General features: G+C 71.6%; 21 protein-coding genes. 17 read left to right on the plus strand and 4 right to left on the minus strand.

Annotated features, from left to right (window positions below):
* Positions 1–120 precede the first annotated feature (120 nt).
* Positions 121–1,491: a hypothetical protein gene (locus tag OF819_RS07025; protein ID WP_267242487.1), complete on the minus strand. Its 1,371-nt coding sequence runs from the start codon at positions 1,489–1,491 to the stop codon at positions 121–123.
* 206 nt (positions 1,492–1,697) lie between these two features.
* On the opposite strand from OF819_RS07025, the gene OF819_RS07030 reads away from it, so the two are divergent.
* The 6 genes from OF819_RS07030 to OF819_RS07055 all read left to right on the plus strand — a co-directional run bounded on the left by OF819_RS07030 (position 1,698) and on the right by OF819_RS07055 (position 5,285).
* Entirely contained in the window at positions 1,698–2,951 is a 1,254-nt protein-coding gene (locus tag OF819_RS07030; RefSeq protein WP_267242488.1) for an aldehyde dehydrogenase family protein, read from the plus strand.
* A 147-nt stretch (positions 2,952–3,098) separates the two neighbouring features.
* Complete coding sequence (locus OF819_RS07035; RefSeq protein WP_267242489.1) at positions 3,099–3,437, plus strand: TcmI family type II polyketide cyclase; 339 nt, start codon at positions 3,099–3,101, stop codon at positions 3,435–3,437.
* A complete protein-coding gene (locus tag OF819_RS07040; protein WP_267242490.1) occupies positions 3,434–3,694 on the plus strand; it encodes an acyl carrier protein in 261 nt (86 codons plus the stop codon). Before OF819_RS07035 ends, OF819_RS07040 begins: the two co-directional genes overlap by 4 nt.
* On the plus strand, positions 3,691–4,446 hold the full coding sequence (locus OF819_RS07045) for an SDR family NAD(P)-dependent oxidoreductase (RefSeq protein WP_267242491.1): 756 nt from the start codon (positions 3,691–3,693) through the stop codon (positions 4,444–4,446). Before OF819_RS07040 ends, OF819_RS07045 begins: the two co-directional genes overlap by 4 nt.
* Complete coding sequence (locus OF819_RS07050; protein WP_267242492.1) at positions 4,446–4,826, plus strand: SchA/CurD-like domain-containing protein; 381 nt, start codon at positions 4,446–4,448, stop codon at positions 4,824–4,826. Before OF819_RS07045 ends, OF819_RS07050 begins: the two co-directional genes overlap by 1 nt.
* A gap of 3 nt (positions 4,827–4,829) precedes the next feature.
* A complete protein-coding gene (locus tag OF819_RS07055) occupies positions 4,830–5,285 on the plus strand; it encodes a DUF1772 domain-containing protein (protein WP_267242493.1) in 456 nt (151 codons plus the stop codon).
* Between the two features lie 115 nt (positions 5,286–5,400).
* Here the strand turns inward: OF819_RS07055 and OF819_RS07060 are convergent, their stop codons facing one another.
* Both OF819_RS07060 and OF819_RS07065 read right to left on the minus strand, forming a co-directional pair.
* Positions 5,401–6,822: a multicopper oxidase family protein gene (locus OF819_RS07060; RefSeq protein WP_267242494.1), complete on the minus strand. Its 1,422-nt coding sequence runs from the start codon at positions 6,820–6,822 to the stop codon at positions 5,401–5,403.
* 27 nt (positions 6,823–6,849) lie between these two features.
* Positions 6,850–7,248, minus strand: a complete 399-nt coding sequence (locus OF819_RS07065; RefSeq protein WP_267242495.1) for a SchA/CurD-like domain-containing protein — start codon at positions 7,246–7,248, stop codon at positions 6,850–6,852.
* Between the two features lie 344 nt (positions 7,249–7,592).
* Between OF819_RS07065 and OF819_RS07070 the strand changes: the two genes are divergently transcribed.
* The 11 genes from OF819_RS07070 to accC all read left to right on the plus strand — a co-directional run bounded on the left by OF819_RS07070 (position 7,593) and on the right by accC (position 16,791).
* Positions 7,593–8,027 carry a cupin domain-containing protein gene (locus OF819_RS07070; protein WP_267242496.1) on the plus strand — a complete coding sequence of 145 codons (435 nt, stop codon included), beginning with the start codon at positions 7,593–7,595 and terminating at the stop codon, positions 8,025–8,027.
* On the plus strand, positions 8,024–9,307 hold the full coding sequence (locus OF819_RS07075; RefSeq protein ID WP_267242497.1) for a beta-ketoacyl-[acyl-carrier-protein] synthase family protein: 1,284 nt from the start codon (positions 8,024–8,026) through the stop codon (positions 9,305–9,307). The genes OF819_RS07070 and OF819_RS07075 overlap by 4 nt, the downstream gene beginning before the upstream one ends.
* 59 nt (positions 9,308–9,366) lie before the next feature.
* A complete protein-coding gene (locus OF819_RS07080) occupies positions 9,367–10,617 on the plus strand; it encodes a ketosynthase chain-length factor (RefSeq protein WP_267242568.1) in 1,251 nt (416 codons plus the stop codon).
* 100 nt (positions 10,618–10,717) lie between these two features.
* Entirely contained in the window at positions 10,718–11,191 is a 474-nt protein-coding gene (locus tag OF819_RS07085) for an SRPBCC family protein (RefSeq protein ID WP_267242498.1), read from the plus strand.
* Between the two features lie 15 nt (positions 11,192–11,206).
* Positions 11,207–11,668, plus strand: coding sequence for a DUF1772 domain-containing protein (locus tag OF819_RS07090; RefSeq protein ID WP_267242499.1), 462 nt, complete (start codon positions 11,207–11,209; stop codon positions 11,666–11,668).
* A gap of 27 nt (positions 11,669–11,695) precedes the next feature.
* Positions 11,696–12,448, plus strand: coding sequence for an SDR family NAD(P)-dependent oxidoreductase (locus OF819_RS07095; protein ID WP_267242500.1), 753 nt, complete (start codon positions 11,696–11,698; stop codon positions 12,446–12,448).
* Entirely contained in the window at positions 12,448–12,792 is a 345-nt protein-coding gene (locus OF819_RS07100) for an antibiotic biosynthesis monooxygenase family protein (protein ID WP_267242501.1), read from the plus strand. Before OF819_RS07095 ends, OF819_RS07100 begins: the two co-directional genes overlap by 1 nt.
* Complete coding sequence (locus tag OF819_RS07105; protein ID WP_267242502.1) at positions 12,782–13,093, plus strand: antibiotic biosynthesis monooxygenase family protein; 312 nt, start codon at positions 12,782–12,784, stop codon at positions 13,091–13,093. Before OF819_RS07100 ends, OF819_RS07105 begins: the two co-directional genes overlap by 11 nt.
* A gap of 28 nt (positions 13,094–13,121) precedes the next feature.
* On the plus strand, positions 13,122–14,831 hold the full coding sequence (gene accD, locus OF819_RS07110) for an acetyl-CoA carboxylase, carboxyltransferase subunit beta (protein ID WP_267242503.1): 1,710 nt from the start codon (positions 13,122–13,124) through the stop codon (positions 14,829–14,831).
* Entirely contained in the window at positions 14,828–15,445 is a 618-nt protein-coding gene (locus OF819_RS07115) for an acetyl-CoA carboxylase biotin carboxyl carrier protein (RefSeq protein WP_267242504.1), read from the plus strand. The genes accD and OF819_RS07115 overlap by 4 nt, the downstream gene beginning before the upstream one ends.
* Complete coding sequence (accC, locus tag OF819_RS07120) at positions 15,442–16,791, plus strand: acetyl-CoA carboxylase biotin carboxylase subunit (protein ID WP_416370487.1); 1,350 nt, start codon at positions 15,442–15,444, stop codon at positions 16,789–16,791. The genes OF819_RS07115 and accC overlap by 4 nt, the downstream gene beginning before the upstream one ends.
* An 88-nt stretch (positions 16,792–16,879) precedes the next feature.
* Here the strand turns inward: accC and OF819_RS07125 are convergent, their stop codons facing one another.
* Positions 16,880–17,566: an SDR family NAD(P)-dependent oxidoreductase gene (locus tag OF819_RS07125; protein ID WP_267242506.1), complete on the minus strand. Its 687-nt coding sequence runs from the start codon at positions 17,564–17,566 to the stop codon at positions 16,880–16,882.
* Positions 17,567–17,985 lie beyond the last annotated feature (419 nt).

Raw genomic sequence — 17,985 nt, forward strand, 5'->3', positions numbered from 1 at the left:
CCCGGCGGGACCCGCTCACCGACGTGCCACGGCATGGGTCACTCCGTGCGCCGGTGTGCGCTCCGGCGGTGACACGAGCCGCCCGCGGAGCGTCGCACAGGCCGGGCGGCGAACCCCCGCTCACGCCCAGGTGAGCACGGCGGTGTCGACCGTCCCAGTCCCAGTCCCAGTCCCCGTCCCCGTCCCCGTGTCCGCCGCGGCCGCCGTGCCGTCCGGGGCGAAGCGGGCCCAGCAGCCGCCCGCGCGCCCGTTGAACAGCATCGGGCTCAGCAGGGGCAGGATCCGCGCCGTCCATGTCGCCGTCCCGTCGGTCAGCTCCAGCGCACAGGGCTGCGGCTCCACATACTCCTGCACCACCCCGTCCCCGTCCGCGAACGCCAGGCCGACGGCCGCCTCCCACGCGGAAGCGCCGGTGTGCCGGCCGACGACGGCCTCCCGGCCGCCGCCCGCGGGCCCCGGCTTCAGCACAAAGCGGTCGCGCTCGCGCAGCAGCAGCGCGGGCAGCTCGTACTCGCCCTCCCGCCACTGCGTCCGCCCCGGCAAGGTGATCCGCGTCCAGGGCAGATGGCGCTCGACGACCCGCCGCTCCGCCCGCGTCATCCAGGGGCGCTGCTCGGAGACCAGGGCCAGCGCCCGGCCGTCGGCCAGAAGGGCGCTGCTCTGCGGGGGCAGAAGCAGCAGCCCGGCCCGCTGCGCCCGGAGCACGGCGTCCAGATCGCCCCCGTGCACCCCCCTCGTCAGCAGCCCCAGCGGATAGCGCGGCGCGCCCGGCCGGCCCAGCGCCTGAGGCAGCCGCCGCGGCTCGAAGCAGTCCGCCGTGAAACCGGCGTGCCGGAACCGGTCGCACGCCACGCGGGCGGCACGGTCGTCCGGCGGGCCGATGAGCGCCACAGCCCTCGGCAGACTCCGCCGCGCGCACACGTCCGCGAACGCCTCCGCACGACAGGCCAGGGGATCCCCGCCGACGAGGGCGGGCCCGCCGTCCGCGGCGTACGCACGCCGCCAGGCGCGGGTCAGCCCATGCGCGCGGACCGGCCCGTCGAAGGCGCCGCCCGTGTCAAACCCCAGCAGCTGCGGTCCCCGCCGCCCGATCACCAGGTCGGCGCGGGCCGCCAGCGCACAGTGCTCCGTCTCGCTGTTGTCCCGCCCCGACAGCAGCGGATGATCCCCGGCCTGCAGCCCGAAGGCCGTCAGGCGGGCGGGCCAGCCGTCACCCTGCGCCAGCACCGCGCGCCGCACCAGGGCCAGCAGCACCCGGCTGACGTCGAACAGTTCCTCGTACGACGGGCGCGGCAGCACCAGGGGCCGCGCGGGCAGCACCCGGCCCGCCGGGCGGCCGCCCGGCCCCGGCGTCCCCTCACACAGCAGGGCGTGCACCCGGGCGCCGGACAGCCGGGGCAGCGCCCGCGGCCGGACCCCGCCCTCCTCCCGGAACCAGCGATGCTCCCAGGGCAGCAAGGAGCCGGCCGCGGCGGAAACGGTGCTCGTCATCATCAGCCTCCTGGAATCGAAGCAATTCCCGTCCCAGGAATTAACTTCAATTACCGCTGGACATCTATTCGTTTATTCAATTACGCTGTCAAATGCGGCGGTGGCGCGGTGAGTTCTGCATTCGATGAGCCGGGTGGCGGCAGCAGAATATCCGAGGGGTCTTGAGGACGACTCAAGACCGACCCGCGCCGCGAGGAGACAGCTCGATGAGCAATCCGTCCATGCCTGTGCTGGAGTCGTTCACCCGCACCTGGCCCAATCTGGAAGCCGCGCACGAGAAGGCCATGCGCACCGCGTCCGCGCTGCTCAGCTGCCGTACGGAGCTGCTGGCCCAGCTCACCAGGATCGCCGTCTACAGCAGCGCCCGCGATGAACTCCTGCGCGCCGTCGGAGCCTTGACCGGCGCTCCTGCGGAACTCGCCCGCAATTGCCCGGCGCAGCTCTCCCGGCTTTCCGTCTTCCTGCCGCCGCATCATGTCCTCTACTCCTATGCCCTGTACGGTCTGGTCCCCGCGCTGTACTGCGACGAGGTGGTCATCAGGCCCTCCGCGCTGACCCGGGACACCGCATATGCCGTCCATAAAATGATCACCGGCCGGCTCGACCCCGACGTGGCGCGGCGGATCAGAATGATCGACATTTCCCGGCGGCAGTTCGCCCCCGTGTGCGCCGAGTCCGACGCGGTGGTTTTCACCGGACGTCCCGCCCAGGCCCGCGACCTGATGAACGCCGTCGGAGACCGCCCGCTGTTCCTCGCCGCCGGGTCCGGGCCCAACCCGGTCGTCGTGGGCCCCCGCACCGATCCGGGGGCCGCCTGCCGGGCCATCCTGCGCGCCCGGCTGCACAACTCCGGTCAGGACGGACTCTGCCCCGACGTCGTCTTCGTCCACCGGCTCCGGCTCGACGCCGTCGTGGAACAGCTGCGCGCCGAACTGTCCGTGCTCACCGTCGGGGCGCGCAGCTGGCCCGACACCGTGCTCACCCCCCTGGTCCACGAGGACGCCGTCGAAGGCGCGGCGGCGTTTCTCGCCGAGAACGCCGACCATGTCGTCAGCGGCGGCTCCGCCGACGTCGAGCGGATGCTCGTCGAGCCGTCGCTGCTCGTCTTTCCCGAGGGCGCGGACTTCCATCCGCCCGAGCTGTTCTCGCCCGTCTTCTGCCTCGTCCCCTATGAGGACCCGGAGATGCTGCGCGCCTGGGCGCGCACTCCGCAGGAGCTGGAGCGCGGGATGTACGTCTGCGCCCTGGGCGAGCCGCGGCTGACGGGCCAGACGCTGGGCACGGCCGTCCTCAGCCGCAATGCCGCCGCCCTGGACGCCAGGGACGGAAACCGGCCGTTCGGCGGCTTCGGCGTGCACGCCAGCAGCGTCCGGCGCGACGGCCGGCTCATCGGCCGGCCGCTGCTGCTGTCCGCGGAGGCCGGGCTGCGCCGTGCCGTCATCACCGGTCCGCTGCGCTGAGCGGCGTACACAGCGCGCCGCGCCGGTCCCGGGCGGCGGGGAAGAGGTGGACGGCGGATCGAGCGGCGCTCCAGCGCACCCTGTCACGGTTCAGCCAGACCCGCTCATCGCGGGGCTCTTCAGCACATTCCACGAAGGAGGCCGACGGTGGCACACCGGACGCTCATAGTGGCTCGGATGGAGCCGGGCAAGGCCGGCGACATCGCCAAGATCTTCGAGGAGTCGGACTCCAGCGAGCTGCCCCACATGATCGGTGTGACGAGGCGGACCCTGTTCACCTTCCACGATCTGTACTTCCATCTCGTGGAGGCCGACGAGGACATCAGCCCGCGGCTCTACCAGGCGCGCAGCCACCCGCTCTACGACGACATCAACACCCGGCTCGCCCAGTGCGTGTCCCCCTACGACCCCGACTGGAAAGAGCCCAAGGACGCGATGGCGCAGTCCTTCTACATCTGGACCAAAGAGGGAGGAAGGATCCAGTGAGCGAGTTCACTCTGACGGAGCTGGCCGACAAGCTCCGGGAATGCGCGGGGGAGTCCGAGGGCATCGACCTGGACAGCGACGCCGTGCTCGACGTCCCCTTCATCGACCTCGGCTATGACTCCCTGGCCCTGCTGCAGGTGACCGGGGTCATCAAGCGGGAGCGCGGCGTCGAGCTGTCCGACGACGCCGTGGTGGAGGCCGAGACACCGCGCATCCTGCTGAAGATGATCAACTCCAGCCTGCCCGAGGCGGCATGAGCGCCGAGGACGCGGTCACCCCGGGACTGGCGGGCAAGCGTGTGCTGATCACCGGAGGCACCCGCGGCATCGGGCGGGCGACGGCTCTGGCCTTCGCCCGCGCCGGCGCCCAGGTGATCGCCGGGCACAGCAGGGACGGCGAGGCGGCCGAGGCGCTCGCCGACGATCTGGGCCGGCTCGGCGTCGGCCATCTGACGGTACGGGCCGACGTCACCGCCGCCGAGGGCGCGAAGACGCTCGCCGAAGCCTGCCAGGAGCGGCTCGGCGGGCTCGATGTGCTGGTGAACAACGTCGGCGTCGACGGCCACGCCAAGTTCGGCGACCTGGACACGGCGGAATGGCAGCGGCTGTTCGACCACAATGTCACCTCCGCGTACCGGGTCACCCAGGCGGTGCTGGAACTGCTCGACGAGGGTGCGTCCATCGTCAACATCGGCGCTTCGGTGGCGCTGCGCGGCCGGCCGTTCAGCGCCCACTACTCGGCCTCCAAGGCGGCCCTGGTGGGTCTCGGCCGCGCGCTGTGCAAGGAACTCGGGCCGCGCGGCATCCGGGTCAACACCGTGGCGCCGGGCGTCACCGAGAGCGAGGCCGGCCCGGAACTGCCGCCGCCGCTGCGGGAGCGCATCGCCTCGATGACCGCCCTGGGCCGGCTGGGCCGCCCGGAGGACGTCGCCGGAGCCGTGCTCTTCCTGGCCTCGGACGCCTCCCGCTATGTCTCCGGCGCCACGATCACCGTCGATGGAGGAATCTGATGCCGTACGCAGCGATCACCTACCGGGTCAAGCCCGGCCACGAGGAGGAGATCGCCGAGATCTTCTCCCGCTTCACCCGCGTGGACACCCCCGACCTCAAGGGCGAGGACGGCCAGGCCGCCGGACGGCTGCTGGGCACCGGGGTGTTCATCAAGGACGATGTGATGGTCCGCGTCATCCACTACGAGGGCGACTTCGCCGCGATCGGCCGCCATATGGCGACCCAGAAGGGCGTGCATGCGCTGGAGGAGAAGCTCCAGCCGTATCTGGCCGAGGAGCGCGACACCTCCAGCCCGGCCGGCTTCGCCGCGTACTTCAGGAACGCCACGATGCGGTCCATCGCCCAGCTCACCGTCGACACCCACCCGGCACAGGCCTGAGCTATGGACGCGGTGCTGGGGACGGCCGTTCTCCTCGGCAGCGGCGTCACCGCGGGGGTGCTCTTCGCCGTGGCGCTGAGCGTGCTGCCCGCCCTCTTCGCCATGGAGACCGGTACGTATGTGTACGCGCACAAGCTGCTGGGCCGCAACTGGGACCCGACCATGCCGGTCGTCGTCCTGACGTCGACCCTGCTGGCCGGGGCCCTCGCCGTCACCGCCGACGACGGGGCGGCGAGGGTGCTGTTCGGCGTCGCGGCGGTGCTGCTGCTGGGTGTCTCGGCCGTGTCGCATCTGTGCAATGTGCCGATCAACCGCCGGGTCAAGGCCGTCGAGAACCCCGAGGAACTGCCGGCGGACTGGGAGGACCCGCGCCCGCTGTGGCGTCGCTGGCATCTGCTGCGCACCCTGCTGGCGCTGCTGGCCCTGGCGGTGAACGCGGCGGCGGTCACCATGATCTGAGGGATCTGAGCACAGCCATCGCAAGCGCCGCGGCGGCCACCGACCTGACACGGTGACCGCCGCGGTTCTGCGCGTCTCACAGGCTCGCCGCCCGCGCGCACTCGCGGGCGAGGGCTCAGCGCACCATCTCCATCTGACCCATCATGCCCATCGTCAGATGCCCCATCAGATGGCAGTGGAACATGAAAAGACCCGTGTAGTCCGTGAACTGGATCTTGACCCTGGCCTCTTCCCCGGCCCGGACCGTGACCGTGTCCTTCCACCCGGCCTCGCTGGGACCCGGCGCCTGGCCATTGCGGTCCACGATCTGGAAGTGCGCCAGATGCGGGTGCAGCGAGTGCGGTATCCCGAACTCCGCGTCCTTGTTGCGGATCGTCCACAGCTCGACATCGCCCAGTCTGGACTGGAAGTCCACCCGGTTGACGTCGAACGGCTTGCCGTTGATCAGATGCTGACCGGTCTCCGGGCTGAACGACATCTCGAACATCCGCTCAACCGTCGGCGCGCCCAGGTCCTCCACGGGCCGCAGCACCTCCGGCACACTGCTCGGGTCCTCCGCCTCACGCACCACGTCAAACCGCATCACCTCCGGCGTCTCCCCCGGATACGTCACCATGGTGTGCAGCTCGATCTTCGAGCCGACCGGATACCGCGAGAAGTCGATCACGATCTCCTGCCGCTCCGCCGGCCACAGCTGAAGCACCCGGCTGGGCACCGGCGCAGGCAGCAGTCCGCCGTCCGTGGCGATATGCGTGAACTCGTCGCCCTCGCCGAGCCGCAGCACGAACGCCCGCTCGTTGGAGGTGTTCACCAGCCGCAGCCGGTACTTGCGCGCGGCGACCTCGAAGTACGGGGTGGGCACGCCGTTCACCAGAAACACCGGACGGTCGTTGAAGCCGTTCGGATCCCAGACGAACGTACCGTCGTTCTCCACCTTGGCGTCGCGCATCTGCAGCACGACGTCGTACTGCCCCTTCGGCAGCGGCAGCGCGTCCTCCTCGGGGTCGGTCAGCAGATAGGTGGCGGCCGTCCCCATATAGATGTTCTCCGCATGCGTGTCGTGCGAGTGGTCGTGCACCCACATCGTCGAGCCCGACTGCCTGTTGGGGTAGTGGAACAGCCGTCGGCCGCCGGGCTCGACCTCGTTGTCGGGATGTCCGTCGGAGTGATGCGGCACATGCCCGCCGTGCAGATGCATCGAGAACGGCTCGGGCAGCTCATTGACCTGCTCGATCAGCACCGGACGGCCGCGCTGAGCCATGATCAGCGGACTCAGCTGCCCGTTGAAGGTGCGGACCCGGGAGGTGGCGCCCGGCAGGATCGACACATCCGCCTCACGGGTGGTCAGCCGGTAGACGTCGTATCCGCCCATGCGCAGCGGGCGCTCCGGCCGGGGAATCCGCAGCGGCACGGCATAGGGACCCCTCGCCGCCGCGGCGGCCCGCCCCGGCCGTGCCCCCAGGACGAGACCGGCGGGCACGGCCGCCAGCACCCCGGCAGCCGTGCCCGCCTTGAGCAGTTTTCTGCGGTTCAGCACGTAACTTCCCCCATTGTCTTCCTCGTTTCAGCTCGTGTGCGGGGCCGGCCGCGCGGCCGGCAGATCGCGTACGGACATCTGCGCCATACACGTGAGCAGGGATCGCTTGAAGGTGGCCACGAACCCCTCCACGGTGTCCGTGGCACGGGGCCGGGACAGATAGGGCGCGAGTTTCTCCTCCACCTCGCGCACCCCCGGCTGGGTGGCCATATGCCGGGCGATGGCGTCCAGATCGCCCTCGTACTCGATGACGCGCACCATCGTGTCGTCCCGGATGAAGACGGCCGTGGCCAGAATGCGCGCGGTCTCCTCGCCGTTCTCACCCTGCACCACGGGGGAGCCCACCCGGCGGAAGCCGGTGAAGATCTCGGTGATCTCCTTCTCGTAGCCGGCCTTGATGTCATACGTGATGGCGGCGAACGGCATGGCTGCTCCCTCGCTGGCGCGCGTGGACGCGTGAGACGGCTGATTCCTGCCGTGCCATGGCAGAACACGGCCCTCGCGCCGACCTTGAGCACGGGTACATCCACCACCGGGGACTCGCCCCCAGCCCCCCCTTCGGGGGGAGGAGGAACTGCGAGGCTTCCGCCCCGCGCCCCTGCGGCCGGCGGCTTCGCGCCGCCGGTTCCCGGCCGGGGCTGTCGGCGGGGCTGCCGTTCCCGGGGGATCGGGACCGCCGCCCCGCCGTCCATGTTTCTTCAAGCGGCCCTGTAGGGGCGACTGCGACGGTTCAGGCCATTGGACATAAAGGGCCGTCAAGGAGGCGGGCAGTGACCACCGAGATCACGCGCACCGTCCGGGTGCACGCGGACGACGTCGAGGCCAACACCCGGCGCGGCGGCGACATCCGGACCACGCTCAGCCCGAAGACCGTGGGGTGTACCTCCGGTTTCGGCGGAGTGCTCACGCTCGAGCCGGGCGACTTCGTCACCGAGCACTACCACCCGTACTCGGAGGAGTTCCTCCATGTCGTCGCCGGAGAGCTGGAGATGACCATGGACGGACAGCCCGTGGCGCTCGGCCCCGGCGACTCGCTGCTGGTGCCCATCGGGGTGCGCCACCGGCTCGTCAACACCGGCACGGAGACGGCCAGCGCGGCCTTCCATCTCTCCCCGCTCGCGCCGCGCCCGGACCTCGGGCATGTCGACACCGAGAAGGTGCAGCGCCCGGATCAGGCCAACCCCCAGGTGGGCGGTGCCCAGTGAGCCGCAGGGCCGTCATCACCGGCATAGGCGTGGTGGCGCCGGGCGGGATCGGCAGGGAGCCGTTCTGGGAGATGCTCACGGCGGGCCGCACCGCGACCCGCCGGATCACGCTGTTCGACCCCACGGCCTTCCGCTCCCAGGTCGCCGCCGAGGCCGACTTCGACCCGGCGGACGCCGGACTCAGCCCGCGCCAGATCCGCCGTATGGACCGTGCGGCGCAGTTCGCCGTGGTCAGCGCGCGTGAGGCGGTCGCCGACAGCGGCCTCGACCTGGCGAACACCCCGCCCGAGCGGATCGGCGTCAGCATCGGCAGCGCGGTGGGCTGCACCATGGGCCTGGAGGAGGAGTACGTCCTCCTCAGCGACGCCGGCAAGCACTGGCTGGTCGACCACTCCTACGGAGTGCCGCATCTGTACGGCTATATGGTGCCCAGCACCCTCGCCGTCGAGGTGGCCTGGGAGGTCGGCGCGGAGGGCCCCACCGCCCTGATCTCCACCGGCTGCACCTCCGGGCTCGACTCCATCGGACACGGCGCCCAGCTCATCGAGGAGGGCGCGGCGGACGTGGTGGTCACGGGGGCCACCGACGCACCGCTGTCGCCGATCACCTCGGCCTGCTTCGACGCCATCAAGGCCACCTCGCCCAACAACGGCGACCCCGAGCACGCCTCGCGCCCCTTCGACCAGGACCGCGACGGCTTCGTCCTCGCCGAGGGCGCCGCCGTCCTCATCATGGAGGAGAAGACGGCCGCCGAGGCGCGCGGGGCGCATATCTACGGGGAGCTGGTCGGCTTCGCCGGGCGCAGCAACGCCTTCCATATGACCGGGCTGAAGGCCAACGGCCGGGAGATGGCCGAGGCGATCAAGGTGGCCCTGGACCGGGCCCGTCTCGCCCCGGCGTCCGTCGACTACATCAACGCCCATGGCTCCGGCACCAAGCAGAACGACCGCCATGAGACGGCCGCCTTCAAACGCTCCCTCGGCAGCCACGCCTACAAGGTGCCGGTCAGCTCCATCAAGTCCATGGTGGGCCACTCGCTCGGCGCGATCGGCTCCATCGAGGTCGCCGCCTGCGCCCTGGCGCTGGACCGCCAGGTGGTGCCGCCCACCGCCAATCTGCGCACCTCCGACCCGGAGTGCGATCTGGACTATGTGCCGCTGACCGCCCGCGAGCACCGCATGGACGTCGTCCTCAGCGTCGGCAGCGGCTTCGGCGGCTTCCAGAGCGCCATGCTGCTGGCCCGCTCGGGCGCGGTCGAGTACGGAGGGGACCGAAGGTGACCACAGCAGACCTCCAGACGACGTCCGTCGCCACGGGGCCCGTCACCACGGCGACCGGGCTGCCGGCCCCCGGCCAGCCGGGCGCATCCACCGCCGCGCCCGTCATCACCGGCATCGGAGTGATCGCCCCCACCGGGCTGAGCACCGAGGCGCACTGGTCCGCCGTGCTCGCCGGACGGCCGGCCATCGGGCGGATCAGCCGCTTCGACCCGACGCCCTATCCGGTGCGGCTGGCCGGCCAGGTGCCCGGGTTCACCGCCAAAGAGCAGGTGCCCAGCAGGCTCATCCAGCAGACCGACCACTGGACCCATATGGGACTGGCCGCCGCCGAGGCGGCCATCCAGGACGCGGAGGTCAACCCGGCCGAGCTGCCCGAGTACGAGCTCGCCGTGGTCACCTCCAGCTCCTCCGGCGGCACGGAATTCGGACAGCACGAGATGGAGAACCTCTACCAGCACAACCCCGAGTGGGTCGGGGCCTACCAGTCCATCGCCTGGTTCTACGCCGCCACCACCGGACAGGTCTCCATCCGGCACGGGCTGCGCGGCCCCTGCGGCGTCATCTGCTGCGAGCAGGCCGGCGGGCTGGACGCCGTCGGCCAGGCCCGGCGGCTGATCCGCACCGGCTCCCGGCTTGTCGTCACCGGCGGCACCGACGCCTCCCTGTGCCCGTACGGGCTGACCGCACAGCTCTCCACCGGCAGGCTGTCCACCGTCCAGGACCCCGCCCGCGCCTATGTGCCCTTCGACGAGCACGCCGCCGGCTATCTGCCGGGCGAGGGCGGCGCGATGCTGATCGTCGAGAGCGCCGAGTCCGCCGCCGCGCGGGGCGCGGGACAGATCTACGGACGGGTCCTCGGCTATGCCGCGGGATTCGACCCCGCCCCCGGCTCCGGGCGTCCGCCCGCGCTGCGCCGCACCATCGCCGAGGCACTCGCCGACGCGGGCGTCGAACCGTCCGCCGTCGACGTGGTGTTCGCCGACGCGCTCGGCGTGCCGGCCGCCGATCTGGCCGAGGCCGAGGCGCTCACCGAGGTCTTCGGGCCGCGCGGCGTGCCCGTCACCGCGCCCAAGACGCTCACCGGACGGCTCTACGGCGGCGGGGCCCCGCTCGACGTCGCCACCGCGCTGCTCGCCCTGCGCGACCAGGTGATCCCGCACACCGTGGGCCCGGCCGCGCCCGCCCCCGGCGCCGAGATCGATCTGGTCCTGGGCGAGCCGCGCCACCAGGAGCTCTCCACCGCCCTGGTCCTGGCCCGCGGGCACGGCGGCTTCACCGCCGCCCTCGTCCTCGGCCGGGCAGCCGACTGACCACCGCACGCACCGCACCGCACCGCATCGCATCGACCGCACGCACCACCTGTACGACGGCACACCGACCGACGGCAGACCAATGGCAGGAGGGGCCGCCATGGCGGGCCACACCGACAACAGCATCCTCATCGACGCGCCGATGGACCTGGTCTGGGATATGACGAACGATCTGAGGTCCTGGCCGCAGCTGTTCAGCGAGTACGCCTCCGTGGAGGTGCTTGAGGAGGACGGCAAGGAGATCACCTTCCGGCTGACCATGCACCCGGACGAGGACGGCAACGTCTGGAGCTGGGTCTCCCGGCGCATCCCCGACCCCGCGGCCCGCACCGTCCACGCCTACCGGGTGGAGACCGGGCCGTTTGAATTCATGCGCCTGTACTGGGAGTACACCCAGGAGGACGGCGGAGTGCGGATGCGCTGGGTGCAGGACTTCCATATGAAGCCCCAGGCCCCGGTGAGCGACGCCGGCATGACCGAGCACCTCAACCGCAACACCGGCATCCAGATGAACCTCATCAAGCAGAAGGTCGAAGCCGAAGCCGCCCGCCGGGCCACGGCCGGCCAGGGGTAGCGGAGGAGAACACCGGTGATCGCCTATCTGGTCCCCGCGGTCGTCCTGCTCAACGGACTGGCCGCCGGAGTGCTCTTCGGCACCCAGCTCGGCGGCTGGCCGCTGCTCGCGGCGCTGCCCGCCGACCGCTATGTGCACGCACACGCCTTCTTCGCCACGCGCTACGACCCGGCGATGCCGCTGTGCCTGCTCGGGACCCTGGTCGGCGATGTCGTCCTGGCCGTGATCGCCCCGGACAACGCGGTCCGCACCCTGTTCATCGTCGGCGCCGTGCTCGCCGCGGTCACCGTCACCATCTCACTGACCAAGAACGTCCCGGTCAACAAATGGGTGCAGACCCTCGACCCGGACAATCTGCCGGACGACTTCGAAGCCAACGACCCGCGCTGGAACTGGGGCGCCTGGAACGCCCGGCGCAGCTGGCTCACCGTCCTCGCGCTCCTGGTCAACTGCACCGCCCTCGCCCTGCTGCTCTGACAAGACCACTGTGATGGAGGACAATCCATGGATCTCGGCCTCACGGGCAAGAAAGCCCTGGTCACCGGCGGTACCCGGGGAGTCGGCCGGGGCATCGTCCGGGCGCTGGCCCAGGCCGGCGCCGATGTCCTGACCTGCTACCGCACCGAGAGCGACGCCGTCGCCTCACTGCAGAAGGAACTCGGCGAGACCGCCGGCGACCACCATGTCGTCAAGGCGGACGTCGCCGACCCGGCCGATGTGACCGCCCTGATCGACGTCGCCAGGGAGCACTACGGCCGCCTTGACCTGATCGTGAACAACGCGGGCGCCATCAGCCATATCCCGTACGCGGAGCTGCCGTTCGAGGAGTGGCGGCGGATCATCGACACCAATGTCACGGGAACCCATCTGGTGATCCAGAAGGCGCTGCCGCTGCTCGGCGCGGGAGCGTCCGTCGTCAGCATCGGCTCCAAGGCCGTCGAGGCCGGCATCCCGCTGCGCTCCCACTACACCGCTGCCAAGGCCGCGCTCGTCGGCCTGAACCGCTCCCTGGCCAAGGAGTTCGGCGGCCAGGGCATCCGGTTCAACGTCGTCGCGCTCGGCGTCATCGAGACCGAGAACCTGCACAAGATGCCCGAGGAACAGCAGAAGCTGATGGTCGAGCGGTACAGCGCCAAGACCGCGCTCGGCCGGCTCGGCACGCCCGACGAGGTCGCGGGCGCCATCCTCTGGCTCGCCAGCGACCTCTCCCGGTATGTCACCGGGGCCACCATCGGCGTCGACGGAGGGATCTCCTGATGACCGCACAGACGAACGGCGAGGGCGCCTTCCGGGTCCTGCTCCGCATGGAGATCAACCCCGGTATGGAGGCCGGCTTCGAAAAGGCCTGGCGCGGCTCCACCGAGGCCGTCACCGGCCACCCCGCCTGTCTCGGCCAGTGGCTGTCCAAGGACAACGACGAGGAGAGCGTCTACTTCATCGTCAGCGACTGGACCGACGAAGCCGGCTTCCGCGCCTTCGAGTCCAGCGACGCCCACCTCGCGCACCGCGAACGTCTCCAGGCCTACCGCGGCAAGGGCTCGTTCAACACCATGCGGGTGGTGGCGCACATCGAGGGCAAGGCCGCCTCGCATGGCGCGTGAAGTACGCGTCCTGGTCTACCAGGCGGCCTGCGACGACGAGCAGCTCCAGGCGGTCCGCGAGGCATACCACCTGGTCAGCAAGCGGCTCGCGGGAGTGCCCGGCATGCTCGGCAACGAACTGCTGCGCTCCCCGCTGGACCCCACCGCGCTCGTCGTCGTGAGCCGCTGGACCGACCTCGCCGCCTTCCGCCGCTGGGAGGAGGGCGCGGCACACCGCGAGGACACCGCGCCCCTGCGCCCGTACCGCGACACCCGGCTCGCCACGCCGTTCGGCGTCTACGAAGTGGAGGCGGCCTACTGACGGCCGGCCTACTGAAGGGCAAGCACAGATGACCACCACGCTTCCATCCGCAGGCAAGGCACAGAAGGCGGCAGCCGAGCAGGCGGCCTGGGTCTCCTGCTCCGGCTGCCGCTCCCTGGTCTACGGCAAACGCTATACGCGTCTGCTGCGCGTCTGCCCGGAGTGCGGGGCACACGCCCGGCTGGACGCGCCCACCCGTATCGCACAGCTCTTCGACGAAGGCAGCGCCCGGCCGGTGCCGGTGCCCGCCACTCAGCACAACCCGCTGGACTTCGTGGACCAGCGGCCGTACGCCGAGCGGCTGGGGCAGGCCAGGGCGCGCACCGGACAGCAGGACGCCGTGCTGGTGGTCCGCGGCCATATCGAAGGACGCCCCCTGGTCGCCGCCGTCATGGACTTCCGCTTCTTCGGCGGCAGCCTCGGCGTCGCCGCGGGTGAGGCGATCACCACCGCGGCGGAGACGGCGCTGGCCGACCGCACCCCGCTGCTGATCGTCACCGCCTCCGGCGGCGCCCGGATGCAGGAGGGCGCGCTCTCCCTGATGCAGATGGCCAAGACGTCCAACGCGCTCGCCGAGCTGGACGAGGCCGGGCTGCTCACCGTCACCCTTGTCACCGACCCGACGTACGGCGGCGTCGCCGCGTCCTTCGCCACCCTGTCGGACGTGGTGGTCGCCGAGCCCGGCGCCCGGATGGGCTTCGCCGGACCCCGCGTCATCGAACAGACCATCGGCCAGCAGCTGCCCGAAGGCTTCCAGACCGCCGAATTCCTGCTGGAACACGGTCTCGTCGACGACGTCTGGCCGCGCGCCGAACTGCGCGCCCGGCTCAGCAGACTGCTCGCCGTCGCCGACGACCCCGGCCCCGACTGGGGCGCGGGCGAGGACGACCCGGCCGTCCGCGACAGCCAGCTCCTCGACCAGCTCCCCGCCTGGGACTGCGTCCAGCTGGCCCGCGAGTCGGGCCGGCCCACCGCCCTGGAGCACATCGGCTTCTGGCTCGACGGCTTCGTCGAACTCCACGGCGACCGGGCGGGCGAGGAGTGCCCGGCCGTCGTCGGCGGCCTCGGCCGGCTCGACGGACTGCCCGTGATGGTCATCGGCCACCAGAAGGGCCACACCACCGCCGAACTCGTCGGCCGCAACTTCGGCATGCCCTCGCCGGCCGGCTACCGAAAGGCCGCCCGGCTGATGCGGCTCGCCGCCAAACTCGGCGTCCCCGTCGTCACCCTCATCGACACCCCCGGCGCGTACCCCGGACTCACCGCCGAGGAGAAAGGCCAGTCCGTCGCCATCGCCGAGAGTCTGCGGCTGATGGGCTCGCTGCCCGTCCCGGTGGTCGCCGTGGTGACCGGCGAGGGCGGCAGCGGCGGGGCGCTCGCGCTCGGCGTCGCCGACCGGGTGCTGATGTGCGCCAACGCCACCTACTCGGTGATCAGCCCCGAGGGCTGCGCCGCGATCCTGTGGAAGAACGCGGCCGAGGCCGCCGTCGCCGCCGACGAACTCGCCCTGGACGCCGCCTCCCTGCTGCGCCTCGGCGTCGTCGACGCGGTGATACCGGAGCCCGAGGGCGGCGGGCACACGGACACCTCCGCCATGAGCGACTCCATCCGCCGGGCCGCCGTGGCCGCGCTGCGCGAGCTGCGCTCCGTCACCGTCTCGCCCGCGGCCCGCCGCCGGCGCTTCCGCGCCTTCGGTCTGGCCCAGGACGTGCCGGCCGCCTCAGGAACGCGGTCATGATCCGCCAGAACGGCCACAACGGCCATCACGCGCACCGCGGCCACAACGGCAACGGCAGCAGGTACTACGGAGAGAGACCGATGAGCGAAGTCACCAAGGAGAGTCTCCGCACCGCCCCCACCGACGACCCACTGGCCGGTCTGGACTACGACACCAGCGCCCTGGCTCTCACCGACATCTGCCGCAGCATCGCGGACGTGGTCCGGGTGGGAGCGGGCCACCCCCGCCGGGTGCGCGTCACCCTCGGCGCGGCCAGCATCGAGGTGGAATGGGACGAGCGCGAGCAGCAGACCGCGGCCGCCGCACGCGAGCCCGCCGCGCTGGACCGCATCGAGGACACCGTCGAGGGCCACCACGAATGCGCGCCGCTGGTCGGCACCTTCTATACGGCGCCCTCGCCCGGGGCCCCGCCCTTCGTACGGCCCGGCGACCGCGTCGAGGTCGGCCAGCAGCTCGGCATCATCGAGGCCATGAAGCTGATGAACCCCCTGGAGGCGACCCGCGCAGGCCGCGTCGTCGAGGTGCTGATCGCCGACGGCTCCCCGGTCGAGTACGGGCAGCCCCTGGTGCTTCTCGACCCGGAGGAGCCCGCGGGCGGGGCCGGGGAGGACTGACCGTGGCCTTTGACACCATCCTGGTCGCCAACCGCGGCGAGATCGCGCTCCGAGTGATCAGGACCTGCAAGGAGATGGGCATCCGCACCGTCGCCGTGCACTCCACCGCGGACAAGGACAGCGCCCATGTGCGGGCAGCCGACGCCGCCGTGCAGATCGGCCCCGGCGCGCCCCGCAAGAGCTATCTCTCCGCCCCCGCCGTGATCGAGGCCGCCCTGAGCACCGGCGCCCAGGCCGTCCACCCCGGCTATGGCTTCCTCTCCGAAGACCCCGACTTCGCCGAGATCTGCGCCGACAGCGGCCTCGTCTTCATCGGCCCCAGACCCGAGGTGCTCTCCCGCCTCGGCGACAAGGCCGTGGCCCGCGAGCTGATGACGGACGCCGGGCTGCCCGTCCTGCCCGGCAGCCCCGGCACCGTCGACAGCGCCGCGGAGGCCGCCGACCTCGCCGCCCGCATCGGCTTTCCGCTGATCATCAAGGCGGCGGCGGGCGGCGGCGGCCGCGGCATGACCGTCGTACGGCAGCCGAGCGAGCTGCTGCCCGCCTACCGGCAGACCCGCGCCACCGCGCAGGCCGTCTTCGGCGACAACCGCGTCTATCTGGAACGGTTCTGCGACAGCGCCCGCCATATCGAGGTGCAGGTCCTCGCCGACGGCCATGGCACGGTGCTGCACCTCGGCGAACGCGACTGCTCCGTGCAGCGCCGCCACCAGAAGCTGATCGAGGAGAGCCCGGGGCCCGGCCTGCACAAGGAACTGACCGCCGCCATGGCCCGCGCCGCCGTGCGCGGCGCCCGCGCCGTCGGCTACACCGGCGCCGGCACCTTCGAATTCCTCGTCCACGACGAGGGGTTCTCCTTCATGGAGATGAACTGCCGCATCCAGGTCGAGCATCCGGTCACCGAGGCGGTGTTCGGCGTCGACCTGGTCCGCGAACAGATCCAGGTCGCCGCGGGGGAGAAGCTGGGCTTCGCCCAGGAGGACCTGACGCCGCGCGGCGCGGCCGTCGAATGCCGGGTCAACGCTGAGGACCCGGCGCGCGGCTTCGCCCCCTGCCCCGGTCTGCTGGAGCAGTTCACCCCGCCCGGCGGCCCCTTCGTCCGGGTCGACACCCACGGCTATGCCGGGTGGCGTGTGCCGTCCCACTACGACTCCTTGCTCGCCAAGGTCATCACCTGGGCGCCCGACCGCGACCGGGCCCTGGACCGGATGGACCGGGCGCTCGCCGAGTTCCGCATCTCGGGGCCCGGGGTGCACACCACGATCCCGCTGCTGCGGGATGTGCTGGCCGATCCCGCCTTCCGCGACGGCAAGCACGACACATCCTTCCTGGACGCGCGCCGCTGAGCCGCGTTCCGCACGCCGCGTACGGGTGAGGCCCGGCTCCCTTCGCCAGGGAACCGGGCCTCACCCGCGTGTCTCCGCGACGCCCCTTTCACCAGTCCATGACGGCGTCCCGGCGGAAGAACACCCCCGACGGCCCGTCGTCCGGCAGCGTCGCCGCCCGCACGATGTGCTCCGCCGCGGCCTCAGGGGTCTGCTCGGCGTCCGGCCGCATCCGGGTGCGCACCAGACCGGGGTTGATCGCGTTCACCAGCACGCCCGTGCCGGCGGTCTCCTTGGCCAGCATCACGGTGAGCGCGTTCAGCGACACCTTGGAGACCGAGTACGCCGGACACATCTCGGCGATGCCGAAGGCGAACGAGCCCGTGCCGCTGGACACATTGACCACCCGGCCCCAGCCCCGGCGCACCATCTGCGGCACGGCCGACTGCGCCATCCGCCACGACCCGTACAGATTGACCTCCAGCGTACGGCGCACCAGCTCCAGGTCGACATCGCTGGGGCGCTCGCCCCAGTCCAGCTGAATCCCCGCGTTGTTGACGAGGATGTCCACCTCCCCGGCCTGCTGCACGGCCCGCTGTGCCGCCCCGGGATCCGTCACATCCAGCGCGACGCCCCGCGCCCCCTCCCCGATGCCCGCCGCGGCCTTCTCCGCCGTCTCCCGATCGCGCGCCGCGACCACGACCCGGCACCCGGCGGCGTGCAGCTGCGCGGCGACGGCGAGACCGATGCCGCGGTTGGCGCCGGTGATGAGGGCGGTGGGGGTGGACGGTTTCATGGTTTCCTCCGGTGAGGTTGGTTGGTGGCGCGGGCGGTTCTTTCCCCTCCCCCTACGCCCTGGGGGCGTGGGGGGACCCCCGCTTCCCGTAACTGGGGGCTTAAGCCCCCAGACCCCCCTTCGGGGGGGGAGGGGGCTGCGGGGCTGGCGCCCCGCGCCCCCCAGGGGCGGCAGCTTCGCGCCGCCTGCCCCGGTACGGCCTTCGGCCGTGTCCTCAACCTCCCCCAGACTCGGTCCGAGAGGTGCCCCTGGGGGTACCTCCGCGGGGGTCCCGCCCGTACGGAGACTGGGGGAGGTGGCTGGGGGAGGCGGCTGGGCAGGTTGAGGCGGGGGGCCAGCACAATCAGCCCGGTCGGCAGTTCAGGCGCGGGGGCCCGAACATCCGGCCCCGTGGGGCCACTTCCGTGGGGAGTACCCCC

The organism is Streptomyces sp. PR69, assembly GCF_026420845.1.
In the GTDB taxonomy this organism is placed as follows: domain Bacteria; phylum Actinomycetota; class Actinomycetes; order Streptomycetales; family Streptomycetaceae; genus Streptomyces.